This window comes from Chryseobacterium electrogenes, from assembly GCF_053553015.1.
The window spans coordinates 2,119,025-2,139,308 of sequence record NZ_JBNPPB010000002.1 but is presented as its reverse complement, the minus strand read 5'-3'; the positions used below and the strand labels follow the sequence as shown (position 1 = coordinate 2,139,308).

Here is a 20,284-nt window from a genome sequence, read left to right as displayed (position 1 = left end):
GTTTTTATTAGATCTGAAAAATAATTAAAGCATACTTTCGTTTTTTAGATTAACCTTATGATTTTTTGAGCTTATTTAACTAAAATTTAAGAATATCTCTAACATAAAAAAGTTTTATATTTGCAGCAACTTTGAGAATTGGGATATGTCTAATAGATGTATATGAAGAGATTAATTTTTTATTGTATTGTTTTAATATGTTCTTTTGCAGTAACTACTTCTGTAAAAGCACAGCGTCATGAGATTGGTGTACAATTTGGCATTAGCAATCTTGTGGGAGATATTGGTAGGACTAATTATTTTTTACAAAAACCCATACTTAATAATCTTAGCGAGATGGGCATACCGGCTAATGTAGGTGTCTTATATAGAATGAATCTTAACCCTTATCAGACTGTTAGGCTTAACTTGGGTTATCATAATGTACAATTTGATGATAGGGTAGCCAAAGAAAATTATAGAAGATACAGGCAGCTTCATGGTAGTAACTCTATTTATGAAGCAGATGTAATTTTCGAATATAACTTCTTTCCTGTTAATGAAGAGCACCAATCCATGTTAAGTCCTTATGTTTTTGGCGGACTTGGTGGGATGTATGCTAGTGTTTCGCAGGCAATATTAAAGAATGATTTTAACAGAGATTTTACAACAGGCGATGCTATTACACCTGCTAATAGTTCTGACTTTGTAACAACTGCTAAATATCAAAGCGCTAAGAAATTTACAATGGCAATTCCTTTTGGGGTTGGATTAAAATATAAATTCAATTATAATTGGGCTCTATCGGGAGAAGTAACATTTCGTCCAACTTTTTCAGATGCTTTAGATTATAGTGTGATTGATAATAAAGATGTTAAGATGACTTTTAATAAAGATATTTTGGCATCCGGTACTGGTAAAAAATCTTTATTAGAGACTGGTGCTTTTTTAGATGAAGCTAATCGACGCAAAGAAGATTTTATAAAGGATAGACAAATCGGAAATACTAATTCTAAGGATTGGATTAACTCTGTATCACTTATCTTATCGTATTCATTTGGTAGACCTCCTTGTTATTGTGATTAATTGATATGTCAGAAATAAAATTAAAAATAGACAGTAATGTCCTCCCTCAACATGTTGCCATCATTATGGATGGTAATGGTAGATGGGCGCAGACTCGCGGAAAAGAAAGATCTTATGGACATCAATGTGCGGTTGATGCAGTTAGAAATGCTATTAATGCATGTAACGAAATCCATATTCCTTATCTGACGCTTTACGCATTTTCTACAGAAAACTGGAGTCGTCCTGCGGATGAAGTTTCTGCGTTAATGACTTTATTGTCAGAAACATTGCTTAAGGAAGGTGATGATATTTTTACTAAAGGTCTTAGATTGCACGTCATTGGTGACATATCTGAGTTACCGGATTTTGTAAGTGAGCAACTTCTTAATCTGATAGACCTTACGAAGGAAAATGATAAAGGAAACCTCATATTGGCGCTTAACTATGGCTCTCAAAAAGAAATAGTGAAGGCTGTAAAAGAAATAAGCCAAGATGTAAAAGATGGAAAGATTAATAAAGATGATATAGACGAAAACTTATTAGGACAACATCTTTATACAAAAGATTTCCCTAATGTCGACTTAATGATAAGAACAAGCGGAGAAGTTCGTATTAGCAATTTTTTGTTATGGCAGATTGCCTATGCAGAATTGCAATTTTTAGATATTCTTTGGCCAGATTTTACCAAGGATACTTTTTTCCAATGTATTCTGGATTATCAAAATAAAGAAAGAAGGTTCGGTAAGACTAGCCAACAAGTTCAACAATAATATTTAAAGCATAGAGAGAACATCTCGATTATATAGAGACAATGAAATTAAAATTTGTACCCATAATTCTTTTTGTAGCGTCAACCTATCTACATGCTCAGGTAACGCCACAGACTAATACTGCACAAGGAACTGTACAGTCAGAGCCACAAGAGCAAGAATATATCCTTAAGGATGTTGTGATAGATGGCGTTAAGAAATTTTCTTCTGCACAAGTTCTGCGTATGGCAGGTCTTGTTAAAGGCGAAAAAATCGAAATTCCGGGTCAGCGTGTAAGCTCTGCAATTAAGAAACTATGGGAAACTCAGTCCTTTTCTAAGGTTGAAGTTTATGTAGAAAACTATGAAGGCGATCAGGTTGTATTGAAATTCTCACTTCAAGATTTGAAAGAACTTGGTGAGATCAAATTTACAGGTAAAGGCATCGGAAAGTCTAAAAATGAAAAATTCATTAAAGATAATAACCTTAAACCAGGAACTAAGATTAACGATAATCTTATGTCTAGCTTAAGTAACAAAATTCCACAAGATTTTATTAATAAAGGTTTTGCAGATGCAAAAATCAAAATTAATGAAAAGCCTAATGCAACAGATCCTAATTTGGTAGACTGGAGTATTGAGGTGGACAAAGGTAAAAAAGTAAAGATTGACGAGATTACATTTACCGGTAATGAGAGCGTAACTAGCAAAAAACTTAGAAAAAACGGTTTTAAAGATACCAAGCAGAAACGCTTTTTAATAGGTATTATAAAACCATCTAAATTTATTCAGGAGAAATACGACGAAGACAAGAAAAAACTAGTTAGTTATTACAACTCATTAGGTTTTAGAGATGCTGCTATTGTTTCAGATTCTGTTACAAGAGACAAGAAAGGTTTTCATATTAATGTTAATGTTAAAGAAGGGAAAAAATACTACATTGGAGATATTAACTTCGTAGGAAATACTACATTTACTACAGAATATCTACAAAGAGTTTTAGGATATAAAACGGGAGATATTTATGATGCAGTAGGATTTAACAAAAAAGTTGGAGAAGATGGCGGAAAAGAGGATGACTCAGATCTTAAGTCTAATTATATGAACAATGGTTTCTTGTTCTCGCAAGTTACCCCAATAGAAAAATCTGTAAAAGGCGATTCTATAAACTTAGAAATTCGTATTAACGAAGGCGAAAAAGCAACTTGGAACCGTGTAACTTGGTCTGGTAACACAACTACGCATGACCACGTTATTCTTAGATCTTTAAGGACTAAACCAGGAGCATTATTCGCAAAGTCTGATATCAAAAGAACTTATTTTGAATTGGCAGGAATGCAGTTTTTCGATCCTCAACAGATCGGTACAGATGTAAAGCCTAATCCTCAGGATAATACCGTTAATATGCACTGGAGTCTTGTAGAGAAAGGATCTTCTCAGGTACAGTTGCAAGCCGGTTATGGTGGTAACTCTTTTATCGGTACTTTAGGATTAACCTTTAATAATTTCTCATTAAGAAATTTCTTGAAATTCAAAGACTTCAAGCCAGTACCTCAGGGTGATGGACAGACTTTAGGACTTCAAGCTCAGGCAGGACAATATTTCACCAATTACGGAATTAATTTTGTAGAACCTTGGGTATTTGGTACAAGACCTACATCATTAAGTATTGGACTTAATTATTCTCGTGTTAACTATAATTATTCTAACGCAGAAAATCAGACGCTTAATATTTTCTCTGCTACAGCAGGTCTTACAAGGATGCTTAAGTGGCCAGATGATTATTTTGCATTATATACAGGGATACAATTCCAGAGTTATAATTTTAAAAATTATCCATTCCAATTTGGAGATAGACAAGAGATGAATGGGACAACCAAATCTTTTACCTTCAATGTTGGATTAAGCCGTAACTCTGCGGGTCTGGATCCAGTATTTCCAACTTATGGATCTAATTTAGAATTATCGGCTAAGTTTACACCACCATTTTCTTTATTTGAGAATAAGGACTATGCTAGTATGAGTCCTTTGGATAAGTATAAGTGGATGGAGTTTTTCAAAGTTAAATTTAAGGCAGATTTCTATAACGAAGTAGTTGGTAAGTTAGTTCTTAGAACAACAGCTGAGATGGGTTATCTTAATGGTTACAACAAAGAACTTGGTGCACCGCCATTTGAGAGATTCTATGTTGGAGGTGTTGGTCTGTATAATGGTAGATTTGATGGTAGAGAAATTGTACCTTTAAGAGGATATGAGAATTCATCATCAACAGGATTTACAAGCAGTACACCTTATGATATCACGCCTTATGGAGGAGCAACTATATACAATAGATTTGCAGCAGAGCTTAGATATCCAATTTCTATGAACCAGACTGCGAAGATTTTTGCTTTAACATTTGTAGAAGGAGGTAATGCTTGGAACAGTTTTGGGAGCTACAACCCATTCCAATTAAAAAGATCAATTGGATTAGGGATTAGAGTATCCATGTCTGCATTTGGATTAATTGGGTTTGACTTCGCGTACGGATTTGATAAAACATTAGGAGGTTCAGAACCGTCTGGATGGCGTCAGCATTTCTTGATGAATCAGCCATTGTAATTTTTATATATTTGTAATATGAAAAAAATCTTGCTCGCTTTAAGCGTATTTTCAATATCAATAGCTTTTGTAAAAGCTCAAAAAATTGGGGTAATTGATACCAATTATATTTTGGCAAAATTGCCACAATATAAAGATGCAGAGAATAGACTTAATTCTCAAATCTCTCAATGGCAAGGTGATTTGCAACGTTTACAAAGCGAATATGAAAATAGAAAAGCTGCTTTTGATAGTGAGAAAATTCTTTTGGTTGGAGATCAACTAAAATTAAGAGAAAAAGAAGTCACGGATCTAGAAACTAATATTAGAAATACCATCAACGGAAGATTTGGGACCAATGGTGAGATTGATCAATTAAGAGCAAGTCTTACAAAACCATTTCAGGATCAAATTTGGACGAGCATCAAAACGATCTCTGAGAAAAATAACTTGGGCATAGTTCTTGATAAAAGCAATGGTGCAAGTGTACTATTTTTAGACAAGAAGTATGATTATACAGATAATGTATTAGATTTGTTGGGGAAAAATTTATCAAAAGTTAATACAACTTCTCAACAAGATACCAAGGTTGGTGCTCCTGTTAACGATGGGAAAAAGAATAAAATTAATGCGGTAAAGCAAAATGACAGTAAGTCATCTATGCAAAGATCTTCTAAGTAGAAATAAGAAAAAGTAATTAAATAACAATAAATATTATAGAATCATCAATTATGAAAAAACTAAGTGTATTATTTGCAGCTGTAGCAATGTTTATGGCAGTGGGAATAGCAAAAGCTCAAAAAATAGCATCTTTAGACGTTACTGCAGTACTTAACGTAATGCCAGAAAAAATTAAGTTAGAGCAACAAATGAAAACTTTGTCTGATGCGAAAAAAACAGAATTAGATAAAAAAAGAAAGACTGCAGAAGAACTTTTTGAAAAATATCAAAAAGAAGCTGCTACGCAAACACCTGCAATCAACGAAACAAGAAATGCAGAATTGCAAAAGCTTCAAAGTAACTTGCAAGCAGAAGCTGCTGCAGGAGAAAAAGATCTTCGTGATAAATATGAGACAGGATTAGATCCAATCGAAAAGAAAATCCAAGATGCAATCTCTAAAGTTGCTAAAGCTAAAGGATACGATTTTATCGTAGATGCTTCAGTTTTTGTTTACAAAGGAGGTCCAGATGCAACTACAGATGTTAAAACTGAATTAGGAATTAAATAATTTCCTTAATTAACATAAATTAACCACTCTCTTTAGGGTGGTTTTTTTATTTTTGTAATATGGAAAAAGAACTGAAAAGCCTTGCCAGAATTAGATTCGGAGATTGTGATCCTATAGGACACCTTAATAATGTAAAATATCTAGAATATATGCTCAATGCTCGTGAAGATCATGTAGAGCAAGGTTTCGGATTTACCTATGAAGAATACACCAAAAAAACAGGATGTACGTGGGTAAGTATTCAAAATGAAATCGCATATCTTAAAGAAGTAAAATATAATGCAAAAGTAGTTTTAACCAGCAAGACGATAGAGATACAAGATCGTGTTGCAAAAGTTGAAATACTTATGAAAAGTGAAGACGAAAAAAGTATCCATGCCGTGCTTTGGATGACTGTCATTTACTTTAATATGAAAACCAGAGCCAGTGAAGTACACCCGAAAGAAACAATGGATCTTTTCCGTGAGTCTTTAGTTGTGTTAGAGCAAAAAGACTTTTCTGATCGCGCGCGCATTCTTCGTCAACAAAATAAAAAAGCTTAATCATGAAAAAAATTCTCGTAATAGGTGCTAACGGTCAATTAGGACATTGTTTACAAAAACAGGCACACAAATATCATGACATCTATGATTTCAATTTTACGGGATCATCAGTATTAGACATCACAAAGCGCGCAGATATTTTTCGGGAATTTCAAAATTATCGTCCAGACATTTGTATTAATGCTTCTGCTTATACCGCTGTAGATTTAGCAGAAACAGAAGCCGAAAGAGCTTATGCCGTTAATGCCTATGCTGTTGCAGATCTAGCAGAGATTTGTGGAGATTTTGATAGTACATTAATTCATGTTTCCACAGATTATGTATTTGAAGGAAGTACCAATGTAGATTACGACGAGGATAATTTTACCAATCCAACAGGTGTCTATGGCGCTAGTAAAAGAAAAGGAGAAGAGCTGGCATTGGATAATAACCACAGAACAATCATTTTGAGAACATCTTGGTTATATTCTGAGTTTAATAAAAACTTTGTCAAAACAATGCTTCATTTATTTAATACTAAAGAAGAATTAGGTATCGTAGATGATCAGTACGGGCAACCTACTAATGCTAATGATCTTGCAGAAACAATAATGACCATTATTGATAAAGAAGCAAGACACTACGGGATATTTCATTTCTCTAATTATCCTGAGACGACTTGGTATAAGTTTGCTGAGAAAATCAAAGAGTTTTCTGGATCGGATATTAAGCTTAACCCTATCACAACAGATCAATTTCCTACACCAGCAAAACGTCCAATGCGAAGCACAATGTGTCTCGATAAAATCGAAAAAACCTATGGCATAGAGCCTCGTCGTTGGGAGAATAGTTTAGAAGAATGTATGGAAATTATCAAAGCACTTTAAGATGAAAAAAATATTTTCGCTACTAACTTTATTCTTGGTAATCCTTACATTTTCTCAAAATGTAATTCTGAGCAAGGTTGATAAAATCAATGATAACAAAGACAAGATTTTCTATAAAATTAATCCAGATCAGACCAAAGGAGATTATCTTGGAGAGATTCTGGTTAACGGATTTAACAATGATGATGTTGCCGTTTTTGGTGCTATTTACAAAAAAGCAAAAGAAATTGGCGCCAATACATTTGCTGTAAAAAAAGTTGAAGGATTAGAAGACGAAGCTTTCAATCCTAATCATTATTTTTTGAGTTTGTATTATGTGCCATCGGAGTCAATTCCGCAAGAATACAATACGCTTTACATTATTGCCTCGGCTGGTAAAGACCAAAAATTAAGCATTAATGGCGAAAAAACAGTATTGTTGGAGCGACATTTTATAAAGAAAAGCTTTGCACCTGGCGAAGTTGTTAATGTTTCTACAAGGCAATTTTTAGGAAGTGGCATTAAAGTAAAGGGCAAAGATCAACATCCCGCACAATATATGCAGATTTCTAATTTTAAAGTTAAAGAAAACCAAAGCATCTATGGCGGAATTAACATCAAATCCAGCGACATTATTGGTGTAGAGCGATCTTACGCAGATTTTCTCACAACCATCTATGAAGAACAAAAATAATAAAAAACCTTCCTATCATTGGAAGGTTTTGTTTTTTTTAGAAGCAATTCCCGCTATCCGCTATATCTTTTCTGGCCTCACTCGGACGGCTCCGCTACGCTCCTCCGCCTCATTCGCCCAGAAAAGGATGCCGCTTCTATCGGGGCTAGGAAGTTGGCGTATACATTAAAATTCTAAGCTTTACGATTAGCGTAATAATTCCAAAGTAATCTAATCTCATTATACTCGAAATCGTTTGGCAATGCAGCTTTCCAATCATTAAGGTTTTCCTGAGGATTCTCTTTATATACTTTCTCGAAAGCTTCAATTTTTTCTTTAGGATAGATTCTTAGAAGATCTTTTTTATCTAGGACGCCCTGCTCGGCAAATTTCCCTAGGTGTCCAAACACTGTGGAGATAACCAAGCCACGTTCTTTTGCAATCTCTCCCATTGTTTTCCCCTCCTGGAAAAGCTGAAAACTAACAATATGTGTTGGTATTTTCTTCACTGTTGCTGTAAGTTCTACATCGTTAGCTTTATCAAAGAGATCAGTGTCCAGAAGTTGAGCACTTTTAATATCAGACAAATATTCTTGCAGATCATCAATCCAAAGTTTAAAATCTTCATTGTAAGCCTTAAGCCCTTTTACGCCTTTAGTTGTGGCATAAAAATCCTTTAAAGGGATAAAGATCTTATCATTAACATTCTTGAAAAAGAAATTAACTGCGCCTTTCGCTTTCTCTTCAACTTGAGGCCATTCAATCTCTTGTAGAATAAATTTCTGGGTTAATTGTTTCAGTATCTTTTCGAACTTTACAAAAATAAGTTGAAGATTATTAATCTCGGGTTTTAGGCTTAGATAAAGATTTTTCTTCTGCTCTCTATCCAAGAACTTGCTGTCTTTACCACTATTATACCATATTTCTAAAGTCTGCGGAAACCAAGTGCAATCTAATCTTCTGATGACTTTTTCTATGCTGTAATCATATTTTTCTGCGTGCAAAATATCTTCCATTTTGTCATTGGCATTGGTTGCCACCTGGAAACTTTCTACACGATGATCTTTGTAGATGACATCTGGCGTAATCCTAGATTTCAGGATAATACCTTCTAAAGTTCTACATCTAGAAAGTGCGACATAGACTTGTCCAGAGGCAAAACTTTTCCCTGCATCAATAATTAGTCGATCAAAGGTAAGACCTTGACTTTTATGGATGGTCACCGCCCAAGCTAATCTTATTGGATATTGCTTAAAACTTCCTAAGACTTCTTCTTTAATATTTTTTTCGTTGTCTAGGCTGTATTTTTTTTGTTCCCAAGTTTCTGGGATAATTTTTATTTCTTCTTCGCTGCCGTCTAATACGACGCTTATTTCGTCACCATTAATGTAGGATACTTCACCAAGTTTTCCGTTGTAATATTTTTTATCAGGCGAAGTGTCATTTCTGATAAACATAACCTGAGAACCAATTTTAAGCTCTAAAGTCTGTTCATTAGGATATTGATTTTCCTTAAAATCTCCAACAATTTCCGCATCAAAAAAGTGAGAACGATGTCCTAATTCTTTTAGCTTTTGTTGATTGATATTATCTGCCATCTTGTTATGAGAACAGAGATAGACGTAGGATTCTTCCTTTGGGTCAAAATCCGGGTCGTAACGAGAATTAAGTTCATTAAAATCAATATTGGCTGTGTCTCCGTTTCGGATCGCATTAAGAATTTCGAGAAACTTTTCATCCGTCTGTCGATATACTTTTTGAAGTTCAATCGTGATAAGTGGATAGTCTTCTAGAGCTTTAGCATTAAAAAAGAAAGGCGAAGCATAATACTGATTGAGTAGATATTCGTCTCTAACAACGGGTGGCAACTGATAAAGATCACCGATAAATAGCATCTGTACACCACCAAATTTCAACGGATTTCTTCGGATATGACGCAGTGCAAAATCCATCATGTCTAAGACGTCGGCGCGCAACATAGAAACCTCGTCTATAATGATGATTTCTATCTCGCGGAGAAGTTTCAGTTTATCTTTTCGGTATTTAAAATGCGGCATAAGATCCGCAATATTATTGGCGATATTTTGGTCTATTCTTTCTGTCGTTGGTATAAAAGTCCGCAACGGTAGCCCGAACATGGAGTGGATGGTTACACCGCCAGCATTAATGGCTGCAATACCCGTTGGGGCAATGATGACGTGTTTCTTTTTGGTCTTTTTCACCAAGTTATTAAGGAAGGTGGTTTTCCCAGTTCCTGCTTTCCCGGTAAGAAAAATACTACGATTGGTATGTTCTATGAGATCAAAAAGTGCGTCGTTCATTATATTAATTTGCGGATGTTTTATTTAATTTGGCTTTTACAAAATAACGAAATTTATTATTTCAGTCTTTTAGGATTTTGTTTTAAAAAACTTTCCCAGCCGGTGTAAGATTTGTCTTGAGATAAAGTCCCTGAGTTAAAGTGATGACAGACCGCGACGGCTAGTCCATCTGTGGCATCCAGATATTTGGTCGGGAATTCTTTCAGGTGGAGGAGGTTTTTTAGCATGCCCGCCACTTGCTCTTTGCTGGCATTTCCGTTACCTGTTATCGCCATTTTAACTGATTTAGGAGAATATTCTGTAATGGGAATATCTCGATGCAAGCTTGCCGCCATAGCAACACCTTGCGCACGACCTAACTTAAGCATACTTTGTACATTTTTTCCAAAGAAAGGCGCTTCTAGAGCAACTTCATCAGGATGATACTCGTCAATTAAAGACAATGTACGGTCAAAGATATGTTTCAGTTTTGTTTCGTGGTTATCGTATTTTTTAAGAATTAATTCGTGGATGGCAATGAGTGACATTTTACCCGCTTTAATTGTGATAATCCCGAATCCCATAACAGCAGTGCCGGGATCAATTCCTAAAATAATTTTCTCAGTTTGCATTAACGCAAATTTACGTTAACATTTTTAAAAAGTTTAATCAATTTTAATTTGATGTCAAATAATAGTTTAATTTTATACCTCACATTAAATCATCGATATTTATGAAAAAATTAATACTTATTTCTGCAATGAGTGCGACATTCGGAATGGCTCCAATTGCCATTTATGCTCAGAAAGCAGATGCTCCTATCTTTGTTAGTAATACCGAAGGTATTAAAGAATATACCCTGAAAAATGGGATGAAAGTCCTATTAATCCCGGATGCTTCTCAGAGTAATATGGTTGTAAACATCGTTTATAATGTAGGATCTCGTCACGAAGGCTATGGCGAAAAAGGAATGGCTCACTTGTTGGAGCACATGCTTTTTAAAAGTACTAAAAAATTAGGCGATATCAAGAAGCAATTATCTGATAAAGGTGGACAGGCCAACGGGACAACTTGGTATGATAGGACTAATTATTATGAAGTCTTCCCAAGTAATGATGAGAATCTTCGTTGGGCGTTGGATATGGAGGCAGATCGTATGATTAATGCTACCATTCTTCAATCTGATCTTGATAAAGAGTTTTCTGTGGTAAGAAATGAATTCGAGATTGGAGAAAACAATCCAGGTGAAGTATTGCAAGAGAGAATTGTTTCTACAGCTTACCTGTGGCACAATTACGGAAATTCTACCATCGGAAGCAAGGAAGATATAGAAAGAGTGAAAGCACCTACGCTAAGAAAGTTTTATGAAAAATTCTATCAACCAGATAATGCAACATTAATTGTAGCAGGAAAATTTGATGAGAAAAAAGCTTTAGAATATATTACTCAATATTTTGCATCAATTCCTAAGCCGACAAGAGTTATTGATCCTACTTATACCGTAGAACCTGCTCAAGATGGAGAACGTTTTATAGAGCTAAAACGTACCGGAGATAGTAAAGTTGTTGGAGCATTATACCACACTACGCCTTATGCGGATAAGGATTATGCAGCGTTGGATGCGCTATCTGAAATTTTAACGTCTGATCCGTCAGGTTATCTATACAAAGCATTTGTTGATACACACAAAGCGGCTTCTGTCTATGCTTGGCAACCAACGGTGAGAGATGCAAGTTATATGTATTTTGGGTTAGACGTTCCGGCAGATAAAGATGTTAAAGCAACACAGGGAGAATTCCGTACAGAGTTGGATAAGATTGCTTCTATTAAATTTACGGATGATGATGTAAAAAGAGCAAAAGCTAAAATATTAAAACAACTAGAAAACACTAAAAATAACACGATTGGCTATGCTATTAATTTAACAGAAATTATTGGCGCTGGTAATTATAAACTTCAAATGTTATACCGCGATAATATCGAAAAGTTAACTAAAGAAGATATCCAACGTGTTGCGACCAAATATTTTAATAACAACAACAGAACGATTGGAGTCTTTATCCCAACTAAAGACGAAGTCAGAGTCAAAAATGTAGAATATACAGATCCTCAGATTGTAAGCCTAACCAAAGATTATAAAGGTCGTGCAATAGAGAAAGAAGCTGCACCTTTTGAAGCAAGTATCAAAAATCTTAAGGCTAATCTTACAGAATCTAAGCTAAGCAATGGTCTGAAGTATGGCGTGATCAAAAAAGAAATTAAGGGTGGCAAAGTACTAGCAAGTTTCCGTTTTCCTGTTGGTAATCAGAGTGATCTTAAAGGAAAATCAGATGTAGCGTCATTAATGGCTCAGGTTCTTAAAACTGGTACAAAAACGCATACTAAAGAACAAATTCAAGATTTATTGGATGAGTGGAAGTCCAGTTTAGGTTTCAGCTTTAGCGGTCAGACATTATTTGTTAACGTCAATACTTACAAAGAAAATTTAACCAAAGTAATGGGCTTGTTAAAAGAGATTTTGACAGAATCTACTTTCCCAGAAGCAGAATTGGTTAAGACTGTTACAGAATATAATACTTACCTAGAAAGTTCGTTAAATGATCCGCAGACTTTGGCTTTCACAGAAATAGAAAGACAGACGCAATCTTATCCTAAAGAAAGTATCTATTACACAGCGTCCATTAAAGAACAAATTGACAACAACAAAAATGTTAAAAGAGATCAATTAGTAGCATTTTATAATTCTATTTTAGGAAGTAATAATGGCGTTGGTAGCATCATTGGTGATGTCGATCCTAAAGCGGCTGGTGATCTTATAGAGTCTACTTTCGGGAAATGGAATTCTAAATCAAAATATGAATACATTAAGCCAGAATTATTTTCAACTAAAAAGTTAGATAAAGATATTGTCACTCCGGATAAAGAAAATGCAGCGGTTGTTGGTAAAGTAAGTTTTGCAATGGACAGAAACAGCCCAGATTATCCAGCATTAATTATGGCTAATGAGATCTTAGGAAGCGGTGGTTTCTTATCTGCAAGAATCCCAATGCGTCTTCGTGAGAAAGAAGGTATCAGTTATGGTGCAGGATCTTACATTAGTGTACCAGTTAATAACAATGTTGCATCTTGGGCATATTATGCATTTTTTAATCCAACTAAAAAAGATGCCGTTAACAAGGCTGTAAAAGAAGAAGTTGCTAAAGCAGTGAAAGATGGTTTTACACCAGAAGAAATGAAATCTAATCTAACCTCTTGGCTTAACTCTCGTAAGACAGGATTAGGTAATGATGGGACATTAATGAGTTTAGTTAATGCCAAATTACAGTACGATGTTCCTTTAGAAGATTACGATAGCTTAGAAGCAAAAGTATCTGCGCTTAAGCTAGATCAAGTTAATGCAGCGTTAAGAAAGTATATTTCAGAAAATCAATTAACGTCAATCTTTGTAGGAGATTTTAACAAAAAATAATTAATTAGTAATTATTAATGAAAAGTCTGGGTATTATTGCTCAGACTTTTCTATTTTTATAAGAGCACAATTTATTTAGTATGGTAAAGAATATTTACGCGTTTATAGCTTTGATGTTAAGTTTTCTGTCGATGGCGCAAGTCGGGAATTTAGAAATTCTTAATGAAAAAGGGAATGTCAAGAAAAATAATCCGGTTAGGTTAGAAAAATTAGAGGTTACGACGAAGATTGTTGGCAACTTGTCTAATACCATTGTTACGATGGAGTTTCTTAATTCGTCCAATAACATTCTGGAAGGGAGATTAACTTTTCCTTTGCCGGAAGGCGTGACAATAAGTGGCTATGCGTTAGATATTAATGGGAAACTGAGAACTGCCGTTCCTGTAGAGAAGGAGAAAGCTAAAGAAGTTTTCGAAAGTATCGTTCGCAAGAAGGTTGATCCAGGTATTATTGAGAAAGTTGAAGGCAATAATTTCAGAACACGCATCTATCCAATTCCTGCCAAAGGAAAAAGAATTGTGCAGATCTCTTATAATCAGAATTTGAAAACCTCTAATGGCCAATTGTATTACAATTTCGTGTTTAACAAAGATTTGACAATCCCAGAATTTAATCTTAATGTTCAGGTTTTTGATGAGGTTAACATTCCAAAATTAGAACAAAGACCAGACGGTGATTTTAATTTTGTAAAACAAGGCAATGTCTGGACTGCGAAAATGTCGCAAAAAGATTTTAAGTCTAAAACTAACCTTAGAGTATATCTAGAGCCATCCTTACAACCCAAGTTAATTAGTCAAGCTGCTTCTGGCAACTATTATTTTTTGTTGAATGATCCAATTGTGGGGAAAACTAAAGCTAGAGTTCTTCCTAAAACAATCGGACTCATTTGGGATGCTTCTCTGAGTATGATTAATAGAGATCTTAAAAAGGAATTACAACTTTTAGAAGATTATTTTAAGTTAAATAAAAATGTTACAGTTAGAGTGGTGCTGCTTAATAATCGATGGGGTGATGAGAAACAATTTAATATTTCTAACTCTAACTTTGCGGAGCTAAAACAATATTTATCCAATATCAATTACGATGGCGGGACAGATTATAGTCAATTGAAAAACATGGATGTTGATGAGTATTTGTTTTTCACAGATGGTATTTCTGGCTTCGGAGATTTGAAACTTAATCTTAAAAAACCAGTTTTCTGTATTACTTCTAATGTGACGTCCAACTTTAGTCAATTGCAATATATCAGTTCTAAGACGGGTGGTGAAGTGATTAATATTGCATCTAATGATCTTAAATCTGAGATTAAAAAACTCTTGTTTAGTAATTTGAAATTTCTAGGAATAAAGCCTAATTCTGCGATAACTGAAGTGTACCCGAAAACAGGAAAAACCATTGATAATGCCATTAATATAGCCGGAATATCTAGTGCAAAATCTACAGAAATCACCTTATTGTTTGGTTTTGATAATCAAGTTACAGAAGAGAGAAAAGTTAATCTTGATTTTGAAAAAAATACGTCTAACAACTGGAATATTGCGCAAGTCTGGGCTCAGAATAAAATTGAAGAACTAGAACTTCAGCCTAAAGAATATCAAAAGGAAATAAAAGCTATTGGAAAACAATTCGGGATTGTGACATCTAACACAAGTTTAATTGTTTTAGAAAACCTAGATGATTATGTTAAGCACAACATTATTCCACCAGACGAGCTACGAGCAGATTATGATAAATCCATGAAATCCAGACAAGACAATGCAACTTCTGCACGAAAAAATATTATGAGCCGTGCAGAGAATATGACAGAAGAGCTTAAGACGTGGTGGAACACAGATTTTTCTAATATTAAAAAATATCCAAAAGTTGACCAAGTTGCAGCCCAAGCAGATAGACCTAATAACAACCCAAGATCTAGAAGTGATACGACCAACGCCAATCAACAAATAGAAGAAGTTGTTGTCGTAGGATATGCTACACAATCAACTATTAATAGAAGCTCTTCTTCTGTGGTTACTATAGAAAATGCTTTAGCTGGGAGCGTTGCAGGTATAAGAATAAATACAGTGATCGATGAGATCAAAGCCAATGTTAGAACTTTAGACATAAAATCTACAGAAGCTTATATGACACATTTTGAAGCCTTAAAATCTGCAGATTCTATCTATAGAAAATATCTTAAACAAAGACCAGAATATAAGGACACGCCAAGTTATTACTTTGATATTGCCAATCTGTTATTCAATCTTAATGAGAACGAACTGGGCTTGAGAGTGCTGAGCTCTATCACAGATTTGGATTTAGAAAATGAAGAACTTTATAAGTTGGTTCTATATCAATTAAAGAAACAAGGCGTTAATGATAAGTCTGTTTTTATAGCCAAGAAAATTCTGGATTGGCGACCAATGGATCCACAAAGTTATAGAGATTATGCTTTGGCTTTAGAAGATAATGGCGAATATCAGGAAGCATTAACTCAACTTTATAAGATTTTTATAAGAGATTACACTGAAGAAATTGCGGCGAGAGATTTTATGATTGAAGAAACTGTTTTAATGGAGCTTAATCAGTTAATTAACTACAGAAAAGCTAGTCCAACCGATATTAACCCTAAACTTCTGGCAGAGCTTCCTGTTAACATAAGAGTGGTTCTTAATTGGAACAAAGACAATACGGATATTGATCTTTGGGTGACAGATCCTAATGACGAAAAGTGCATGTATTCTCATGAAAAAACAGAAATAGGCGGGAGGATCAGTCAGGATTTTACGGGAGGATTTGGGCCAGAACAATTCCTCTTGAAAAAAGCTATTAAAGGAAAATATAAAATCGAAACCAACTTTTACGGTGATGATCAAGTTTCAATTTCTGGACCGACAGCCTTGATGGCAGAAGTATTTCTTAACTATGCTTCTGGTAAGCAAGAACGGAAAATAGTAGTTTTCCAAAGTGCTAAAAAAGACAATGGCGGAGATAATAATGGTGTATTAATCGCCGAATTTGATTACTAAATATATAATAACAAACGCCTAAGAAATTTCTGAGGCGTTTGTTATATATTAATAAGAAGTTTTTTTAAACAAAATAAAATTCATTCAGTTTTTCCTCGCATAAAGTTTTCACAACATCAATCCATCGGTCTTCGTCATTAAGACAAGGAATGTAATGGAAGTTTTCTCCGCCTCCGTGCAAGAACTGTTCTTTTCCTTCTACAGAAATTTCTTCCAAGGTTTCTAAGCAGTCTGATACAAAAGCCGGACAGACAATCGCTAAGTTTTTTATGCCTTTTTTGCCAATGCTTTCAAGGGTTTCGTCGGTATAAGGTTCCATCCATTTATCTTTTCCCAACCTCGACTGGAAGGTGACCATTACTTTTTCTTTAGGCAATCCTAGTTTTTTAATAACAGAATTGGTAACATCAAAACATTGATGACGATAACAAAACTGATGACTCGGATTGTTTTCTCGTGAGCAGCAATCGTTTAGATTACATGTGTTGGTAGGATCGGTTTTATAAATATGTCTTTCTGGAACGCCGTGGTAAGAAAACTGCAACGCATCGAAGTTCTCGGGAAGCTTTTCCTTTATACTTTCTGCTAGACAATCGATATAAATATCTCTGTTGTAAAAAGGCTGAATGTAATTGATCCTTACCTGCGGAAATTTCTTCTTTCTAACTTCTTCTGCTTTCTCAATCACCGTTTCTGTGGTGCTCATTGCATATTGTGGATAGAGCGGGAACAACACAATTTCTGTTATGCCTTGGTCTACCAGTTTTTTGATGCCCGTTTCTATGCTCGGTTCTGAGTAGCGCATGCCTATTTCTACAGGGACATCTACTATTTTTTGTAACTTTTCTTGGATCTGTTGCGTGATGACAATTAGCGGAGAACCTTTATCAGTCCAGACTGTTTTATAGGCTTCTGCCGATTTTGCGGGTCTGGTTTTTAAGATAATGCCTTGTACTAATAGTGCGCGCCCTATCCAACGGTAATCTATAACGCGCTCGTCCATCAAAAACTCATCCAAATAATCTCTAACATCATTAACTGATGTAGATTTTGGAGAACCTAGATTAACTAATAAAATTCCTTTCTTTGAGTTTGATTCTTGCAAGATTTTAGATTTTAATTAAACAAAAATTATCCGTTAACGGCTTCTACAGATTCTACCAGTTCTGGTACAAATTGTTTTAAGATATTTTCGATACCATTTTTAAGCGTCGCTGTTGACGAAGGACAACCGCTACAAGCACCTTGTAAAAGCATCTTGGCAACTTTACTGTCTTCATCATATTCCATTAGGGAGATTTTGCCACCATCATTTTCTACAGCTGGTGCCACATATTCCATCAAGATGTCGCTGATTTTCTGCTCATTATCTGTATAATCTCTGTTAAGGATTTTCTGTACAGGATTCTCGTGTTGCTGTGCTTCTACGTTAGAAATAGGATTACCCGCTTGCAGATAATCGGCAACTTTGGATCGTACTTGCGTCATGATCTGGTGCCACTCGTACTGATGATCTTTGGTCACAGCGACAAAATTATCACTGATAAAAACTTCTGTTACAAAATCGAATTCGTCAAACAATGCTTTAGCCAAAGGAACGCCTTCTGACTCTTCAACATTTTTGCACTCGATAAAGCCGTCTAATAACATCTTGCTTGCCACAAACTTCATGACATTAGGATTAGGTGTCATCTCAGAATAAACTTGGTAGAGTTCTTTCTTTTTCTGAAGATAGATTCTCGGGTTAGCGAGTAACTCGTCTTCGATGACATTTTTTAGACTTTCCGAAATATGTTCCCATTCTACAGTGTCTTCTTTGGCCACTGCGATAAAATTGGCTGTGATAAATATTCTGCTAACGAATGGATAGTTAAATAATTCCTGAGCTAAAGGAATCTCTGAAATATCAGATTCTCTATCCAATTCTAAAGATCCCGGAATTAAGTTGTAATCTGCTACAAACTTAAGGACTTTCGGGTTTTCTGTAGGCTCTATTAAAATTTGTCTCATTGACTGATTTTTTCTAATGCAAAATTATCGTAATTTGGTGGAAGAAAAAAATGTTGTTCTTCAAGAAATAGTGTATAACACGTGATGATTAACGTCTTAACGGTTTTTGATTCTTTCTATCATGATCATTGGATATGGTCTGGATTTTGAAAGCTTAGAATTATACCTAATTAAAGACAAATTTTATTTTAAAAACTAAATTTAATTAGCCCCGATAGAAGCGGCATCCTTTACTGGGCGAGTGAGGTGGCGGAGCGTAGCGGAGCCGTCCGAGCGAGCTAAGGAAAGATATAGCTGAAAGCGTGATGAAGCTACTAATAACAAAAACAATGGCAATAGTAAAAGAACTTTTAGGGAAAACACCAGTAATGGGTGAAAACGTATTTTTGGCTGAGACAGCAACGGTTATCGGTGATGTAACGATGGGTAACGATTGTAGCATTTGGTATAATGCTGTGCTGAGAGGCGATGTGCATTATATAAAAATGGGTGACAAGGTTAATATTCAGGATAACGCAATGATCCATTGTACGTATCAAAAGAGTCCAACAATCATCGGAAATAACGTCTCTATCGGTCATAACGCCATAGTGCACGGTTGTCTCATAAAGGATAATGTATTGATAGGGATGGGAGCCATTGTGATGGACGATTGTATTGTAGAGAGTAACTCTATTGTAGCGGCAGGTGCTGTTGTAACGGCTAATACACACATCCAAGAAGGCGAAATCTGGGCAGGTGTACCCGCCAAAAAAGTGAAAGATATTTCGCAACAATTAATTGAGGGTGAGATTAAAAGAATAGCAGATAATTATGTAAAATATTCTAGCTGGTATAAATAATGAAATTTCTTACTAATATTTGGAGTTTGTTGAAGGATACCTTTAATGAATTTATGAATTCTTCTGCTAGTAAAGACAGCGCTAGTATTGCTTACTATGCTATTTTTTCGCTGCCCGGATTATTGATTATCGTGATTTGGGTAGCGGGAAATTTCTTTGGAGAAGATGCCATCCAAGGTGAGATTACCAACCAATTTCGGGGATTGATGGGCAAAGATGTTGCTCAGACTGTCCAGAGTATATTGACAAGTGCGGTGCTAGATAAACAAAATATCTGGATGAAAATTTTAGGAATAGGGACTTTGATTTTCGGGGCAACCACCTTATTCTTTCAGATGCAAAGTGCTCTCAATAACCTTTGGGATATAGAATCTGCACCCAAAAAAGCTTGGCAAAAATTTCTTCTCGATCGCGCCAATTCCTTAGGCATGATTCTCATTATTACATTTCTCCTGTTGGTAAGTATGGTGCTGTCCTCCATGTTAGGATTAGCTAATAATCTTATCACGAGTTATTTTGGATTTAAAACTTATGTCCTTATGCAAGCGACTAATTTTGTATTAGGATTTGCGGTGGTCACTTTGTTATTCGCATTTATGTTTAAGGTTTTACCAGATATAGAAATCTCTTGGAGATCTTTGTGGATGGGCGCTATTGTAACGGCTTTGTTATTTAATATCGGGAAAATGTTGTTGAGTTTTTATTTTGAATATTCTAAACCGACGACTGTTTTTGGAGCGGCAGGGACTATTATTCTGTTGATGATGTGGATTAATTATAGTTGCCAATTGATATTTTTCGGGGCCGAATTTACCAAAGTCTATGCCTACAAATACGGCTATAAAATAAAACCATCGAAGTTTGCCAAATGGACTGCGGCGAAAATATTGAAAGATCAACAATCCGAAAAGTCTACTCAGTATCCATCTTAACTTTTAGTGTTATTTAGATAAAAAATGAAATTTGTTTCAAATTAAGCTTCAGGATTTTT

At 35.1% G+C, this 20,284-nt stretch carries 16 protein-coding genes; 12 read left to right on the top strand and 4 right to left on the bottom strand.

Annotation, left to right across the window (positions count from 1 at the left end; genetic code table 11):
• Positions 1 to 162: 162 nt before the first annotated feature.
• The 8 genes from porG to ACQQ6V_RS09770 are packed head-to-tail and all read left to right on the top strand — an operon-like array spanning position 163 to position 7,685.
• Positions 163 to 1,065: a type IX secretion system protein PorG gene (porG, locus tag ACQQ6V_RS09805; RefSeq protein ID WP_448845337.1), complete on the top strand. Its 903-nt coding sequence runs from the start codon at positions 163 to 165 to the stop codon at positions 1,063 to 1,065.
• A gap of 5 nt (positions 1,066 to 1,070) precedes the next feature.
• A complete protein-coding gene (gene uppS, locus ACQQ6V_RS09800) occupies positions 1,071 to 1,817 on the top strand; it encodes an undecaprenyl pyrophosphate synthase (RefSeq protein WP_448845336.1) in 747 nt (248 codons plus the stop codon).
• Between the two features lie 41 nt (positions 1,818 to 1,858).
• Positions 1,859 to 4,396, top strand: a complete 2,538-nt coding sequence (bamA, locus tag ACQQ6V_RS09795) for an outer membrane protein assembly factor BamA (protein ID WP_448845335.1) — start codon at positions 1,859 to 1,861, stop codon at positions 4,394 to 4,396.
• Between the two features lie 18 nt (positions 4,397 to 4,414).
• Positions 4,415 to 5,056: an OmpH/Skp family outer membrane protein gene (locus ACQQ6V_RS09790; protein ID WP_448845334.1), complete on the top strand. Its 642-nt coding sequence runs from the start codon at positions 4,415 to 4,417 to the stop codon at positions 5,054 to 5,056.
• Positions 5,057 to 5,106: 50 nt separating this feature from the next.
• On the top strand, positions 5,107 to 5,604 hold the full coding sequence (locus ACQQ6V_RS09785; RefSeq protein ID WP_448845333.1) for an OmpH/Skp family outer membrane protein: 498 nt from the start codon (positions 5,107 to 5,109) through the stop codon (positions 5,602 to 5,604).
• 59 nt (positions 5,605 to 5,663) lie between these two features.
• Positions 5,664 to 6,146 carry an acyl-CoA thioesterase gene (locus tag ACQQ6V_RS09780; protein ID WP_448845332.1) on the top strand — a complete coding sequence of 161 codons (483 nt, stop codon included), beginning with the start codon at positions 5,664 to 5,666 and terminating at the stop codon, positions 6,144 to 6,146.
• A 2-nt stretch (positions 6,147 to 6,148) separates the two neighbouring features.
• Positions 6,149 to 7,012 (top strand): dTDP-4-dehydrorhamnose reductase, encoded by an 864-nt coding sequence (rfbD, locus tag ACQQ6V_RS09775; RefSeq protein WP_448845331.1) that lies wholly within the window; start codon positions 6,149 to 6,151, stop codon positions 7,010 to 7,012.
• 1 nt (position 7,013) lies between these two features.
• Complete coding sequence (locus ACQQ6V_RS09770; RefSeq protein WP_448845330.1) at positions 7,014 to 7,685, top strand: hypothetical protein; 672 nt, start codon at positions 7,014 to 7,016, stop codon at positions 7,683 to 7,685.
• Positions 7,686 to 7,858: 173 nt separating this feature from the next.
• On the opposite strand, the gene ACQQ6V_RS09765 is transcribed toward ACQQ6V_RS09770, so the two are convergent.
• Complete coding sequence (locus ACQQ6V_RS09765; protein WP_448845329.1) at positions 7,859 to 9,985, bottom strand: helix-turn-helix domain-containing protein; 2,127 nt, start codon at positions 9,983 to 9,985, stop codon at positions 7,859 to 7,861.
• Between the two features lie 56 nt (positions 9,986 to 10,041).
• Complete coding sequence (gene ruvC / locus ACQQ6V_RS09760; protein WP_448845328.1) at positions 10,042 to 10,596, bottom strand: crossover junction endodeoxyribonuclease RuvC; 555 nt, start codon at positions 10,594 to 10,596, stop codon at positions 10,042 to 10,044.
• A gap of 101 nt (positions 10,597 to 10,697) precedes the next feature.
• On the opposite strand from ruvC, the gene ACQQ6V_RS09755 reads away from it, so the two are divergent.
• Both ACQQ6V_RS09755 and ACQQ6V_RS09750 read left to right on the top strand, forming a co-directional pair.
• Entirely contained in the window at positions 10,698 to 13,433 is a 2,736-nt protein-coding gene (locus ACQQ6V_RS09755; protein ID WP_448845327.1) for a M16 family metallopeptidase, read from the top strand.
• A gap of 80 nt (positions 13,434 to 13,513) precedes the next feature.
• On the top strand, positions 13,514 to 16,441 hold the full coding sequence (locus tag ACQQ6V_RS09750) for a DUF2135 domain-containing protein (protein WP_448845326.1): 2,928 nt from the start codon (positions 13,514 to 13,516) through the stop codon (positions 16,439 to 16,441).
• Between the two features lie 64 nt (positions 16,442 to 16,505).
• On the opposite strand, the gene hemH is transcribed toward ACQQ6V_RS09750, so the two are convergent.
• Both hemH and ACQQ6V_RS09740 read right to left on the bottom strand, forming a co-directional pair.
• On the bottom strand, positions 16,506 to 17,549 hold the full coding sequence (hemH, locus tag ACQQ6V_RS09745) for a ferrochelatase (protein ID WP_448846196.1): 1,044 nt from the start codon (positions 17,547 to 17,549) through the stop codon (positions 16,506 to 16,508).
• Positions 17,550 to 17,572: 23 nt separating this feature from the next.
• Positions 17,573 to 18,451, bottom strand: a complete 879-nt coding sequence (locus ACQQ6V_RS09740; RefSeq protein ID WP_448845325.1) for a NifU family protein — start codon at positions 18,449 to 18,451, stop codon at positions 17,573 to 17,575.
• 329 nt (positions 18,452 to 18,780) lie between these two features.
• Here ACQQ6V_RS09740 and ACQQ6V_RS09735 point away from each other — a divergent pair, with 329 nt between their 5' ends.
• Both ACQQ6V_RS09735 and ACQQ6V_RS09730 read left to right on the top strand, forming a co-directional pair.
• Positions 18,781 to 19,293, top strand: a complete 513-nt coding sequence (locus ACQQ6V_RS09735) for a gamma carbonic anhydrase family protein (RefSeq protein ID WP_448845324.1) — start codon at positions 18,781 to 18,783, stop codon at positions 19,291 to 19,293.
• Positions 19,293 to 20,225 (top strand): YihY/virulence factor BrkB family protein, encoded by a 933-nt coding sequence (locus ACQQ6V_RS09730; RefSeq protein WP_448845323.1) that lies wholly within the window; start codon positions 19,293 to 19,295, stop codon positions 20,223 to 20,225. Before ACQQ6V_RS09735 ends, ACQQ6V_RS09730 begins: the two co-directional genes overlap by 1 nt.
• Positions 20,226 to 20,284: the final 59 nt, after the last annotated feature.

Excerpts from the sequence above, each read along its gene's own strand:
- rfbD (WP_448845331.1), top strand. The coding sequence starts at position 6,149 with ATGAAAAAAATTCTCGTAATAGGTGCTAACGGTCAATTAGGACATTGT.
- ACQQ6V_RS09740 (WP_448845325.1), bottom strand. The coding sequence starts at position 18,451 with ATGAGACAAATTTTAATAGAGCCTACAGAAAACCCGAAAGTCCTTAAG.
- ACQQ6V_RS09755 (WP_448845327.1), top strand. The coding sequence starts at position 10,698 with ATGAAAAAATTAATACTTATTTCTGCAATGAGTGCGACATTCGGAATG.
- uppS (WP_448845336.1), top strand. The coding sequence starts at position 1,071 with ATGTCAGAAATAAAATTAAAAATAGACAGTAATGTCCTCCCTCAACAT.
- ACQQ6V_RS09790 (WP_448845334.1), top strand. The coding sequence starts at position 4,415 with ATGAAAAAAATCTTGCTCGCTTTAAGCGTATTTTCAATATCAATAGCT.
- ruvC (WP_448845328.1), bottom strand. The coding sequence starts at position 10,596 with ATGCAAACTGAGAAAATTATTTTAGGAATTGATCCCGGCACTGCTGTT.
- bamA (WP_448845335.1), top strand. The coding sequence starts at position 1,859 with ATGAAATTAAAATTTGTACCCATAATTCTTTTTGTAGCGTCAACCTAT.
- porG (WP_448845337.1), top strand. The coding sequence starts at position 163 with ATGAAGAGATTAATTTTTTATTGTATTGTTTTAATATGTTCTTTTGCA.
- ACQQ6V_RS09785 (WP_448845333.1), top strand. The coding sequence starts at position 5,107 with ATGAAAAAACTAAGTGTATTATTTGCAGCTGTAGCAATGTTTATGGCA.
- ACQQ6V_RS09730 (WP_448845323.1), top strand. The coding sequence starts at position 19,293 with ATGAAATTTCTTACTAATATTTGGAGTTTGTTGAAGGATACCTTTAAT.
- ACQQ6V_RS09765 (WP_448845329.1), bottom strand. The coding sequence starts at position 9,985 with ATGAACGACGCACTTTTTGATCTCATAGAACATACCAATCGTAGTATT.
- ACQQ6V_RS09750 (WP_448845326.1), top strand. The coding sequence starts at position 13,514 with ATGGTAAAGAATATTTACGCGTTTATAGCTTTGATGTTAAGTTTTCTG.
- ACQQ6V_RS09780 (WP_448845332.1), top strand. The coding sequence starts at position 5,664 with ATGGAAAAAGAACTGAAAAGCCTTGCCAGAATTAGATTCGGAGATTGT.
- ACQQ6V_RS09735 (WP_448845324.1), top strand. The coding sequence starts at position 18,781 with ATGGCAATAGTAAAAGAACTTTTAGGGAAAACACCAGTAATGGGTGAA.
- ACQQ6V_RS09770 (WP_448845330.1), top strand. The coding sequence starts at position 7,014 with ATGAAAAAAATATTTTCGCTACTAACTTTATTCTTGGTAATCCTTACA.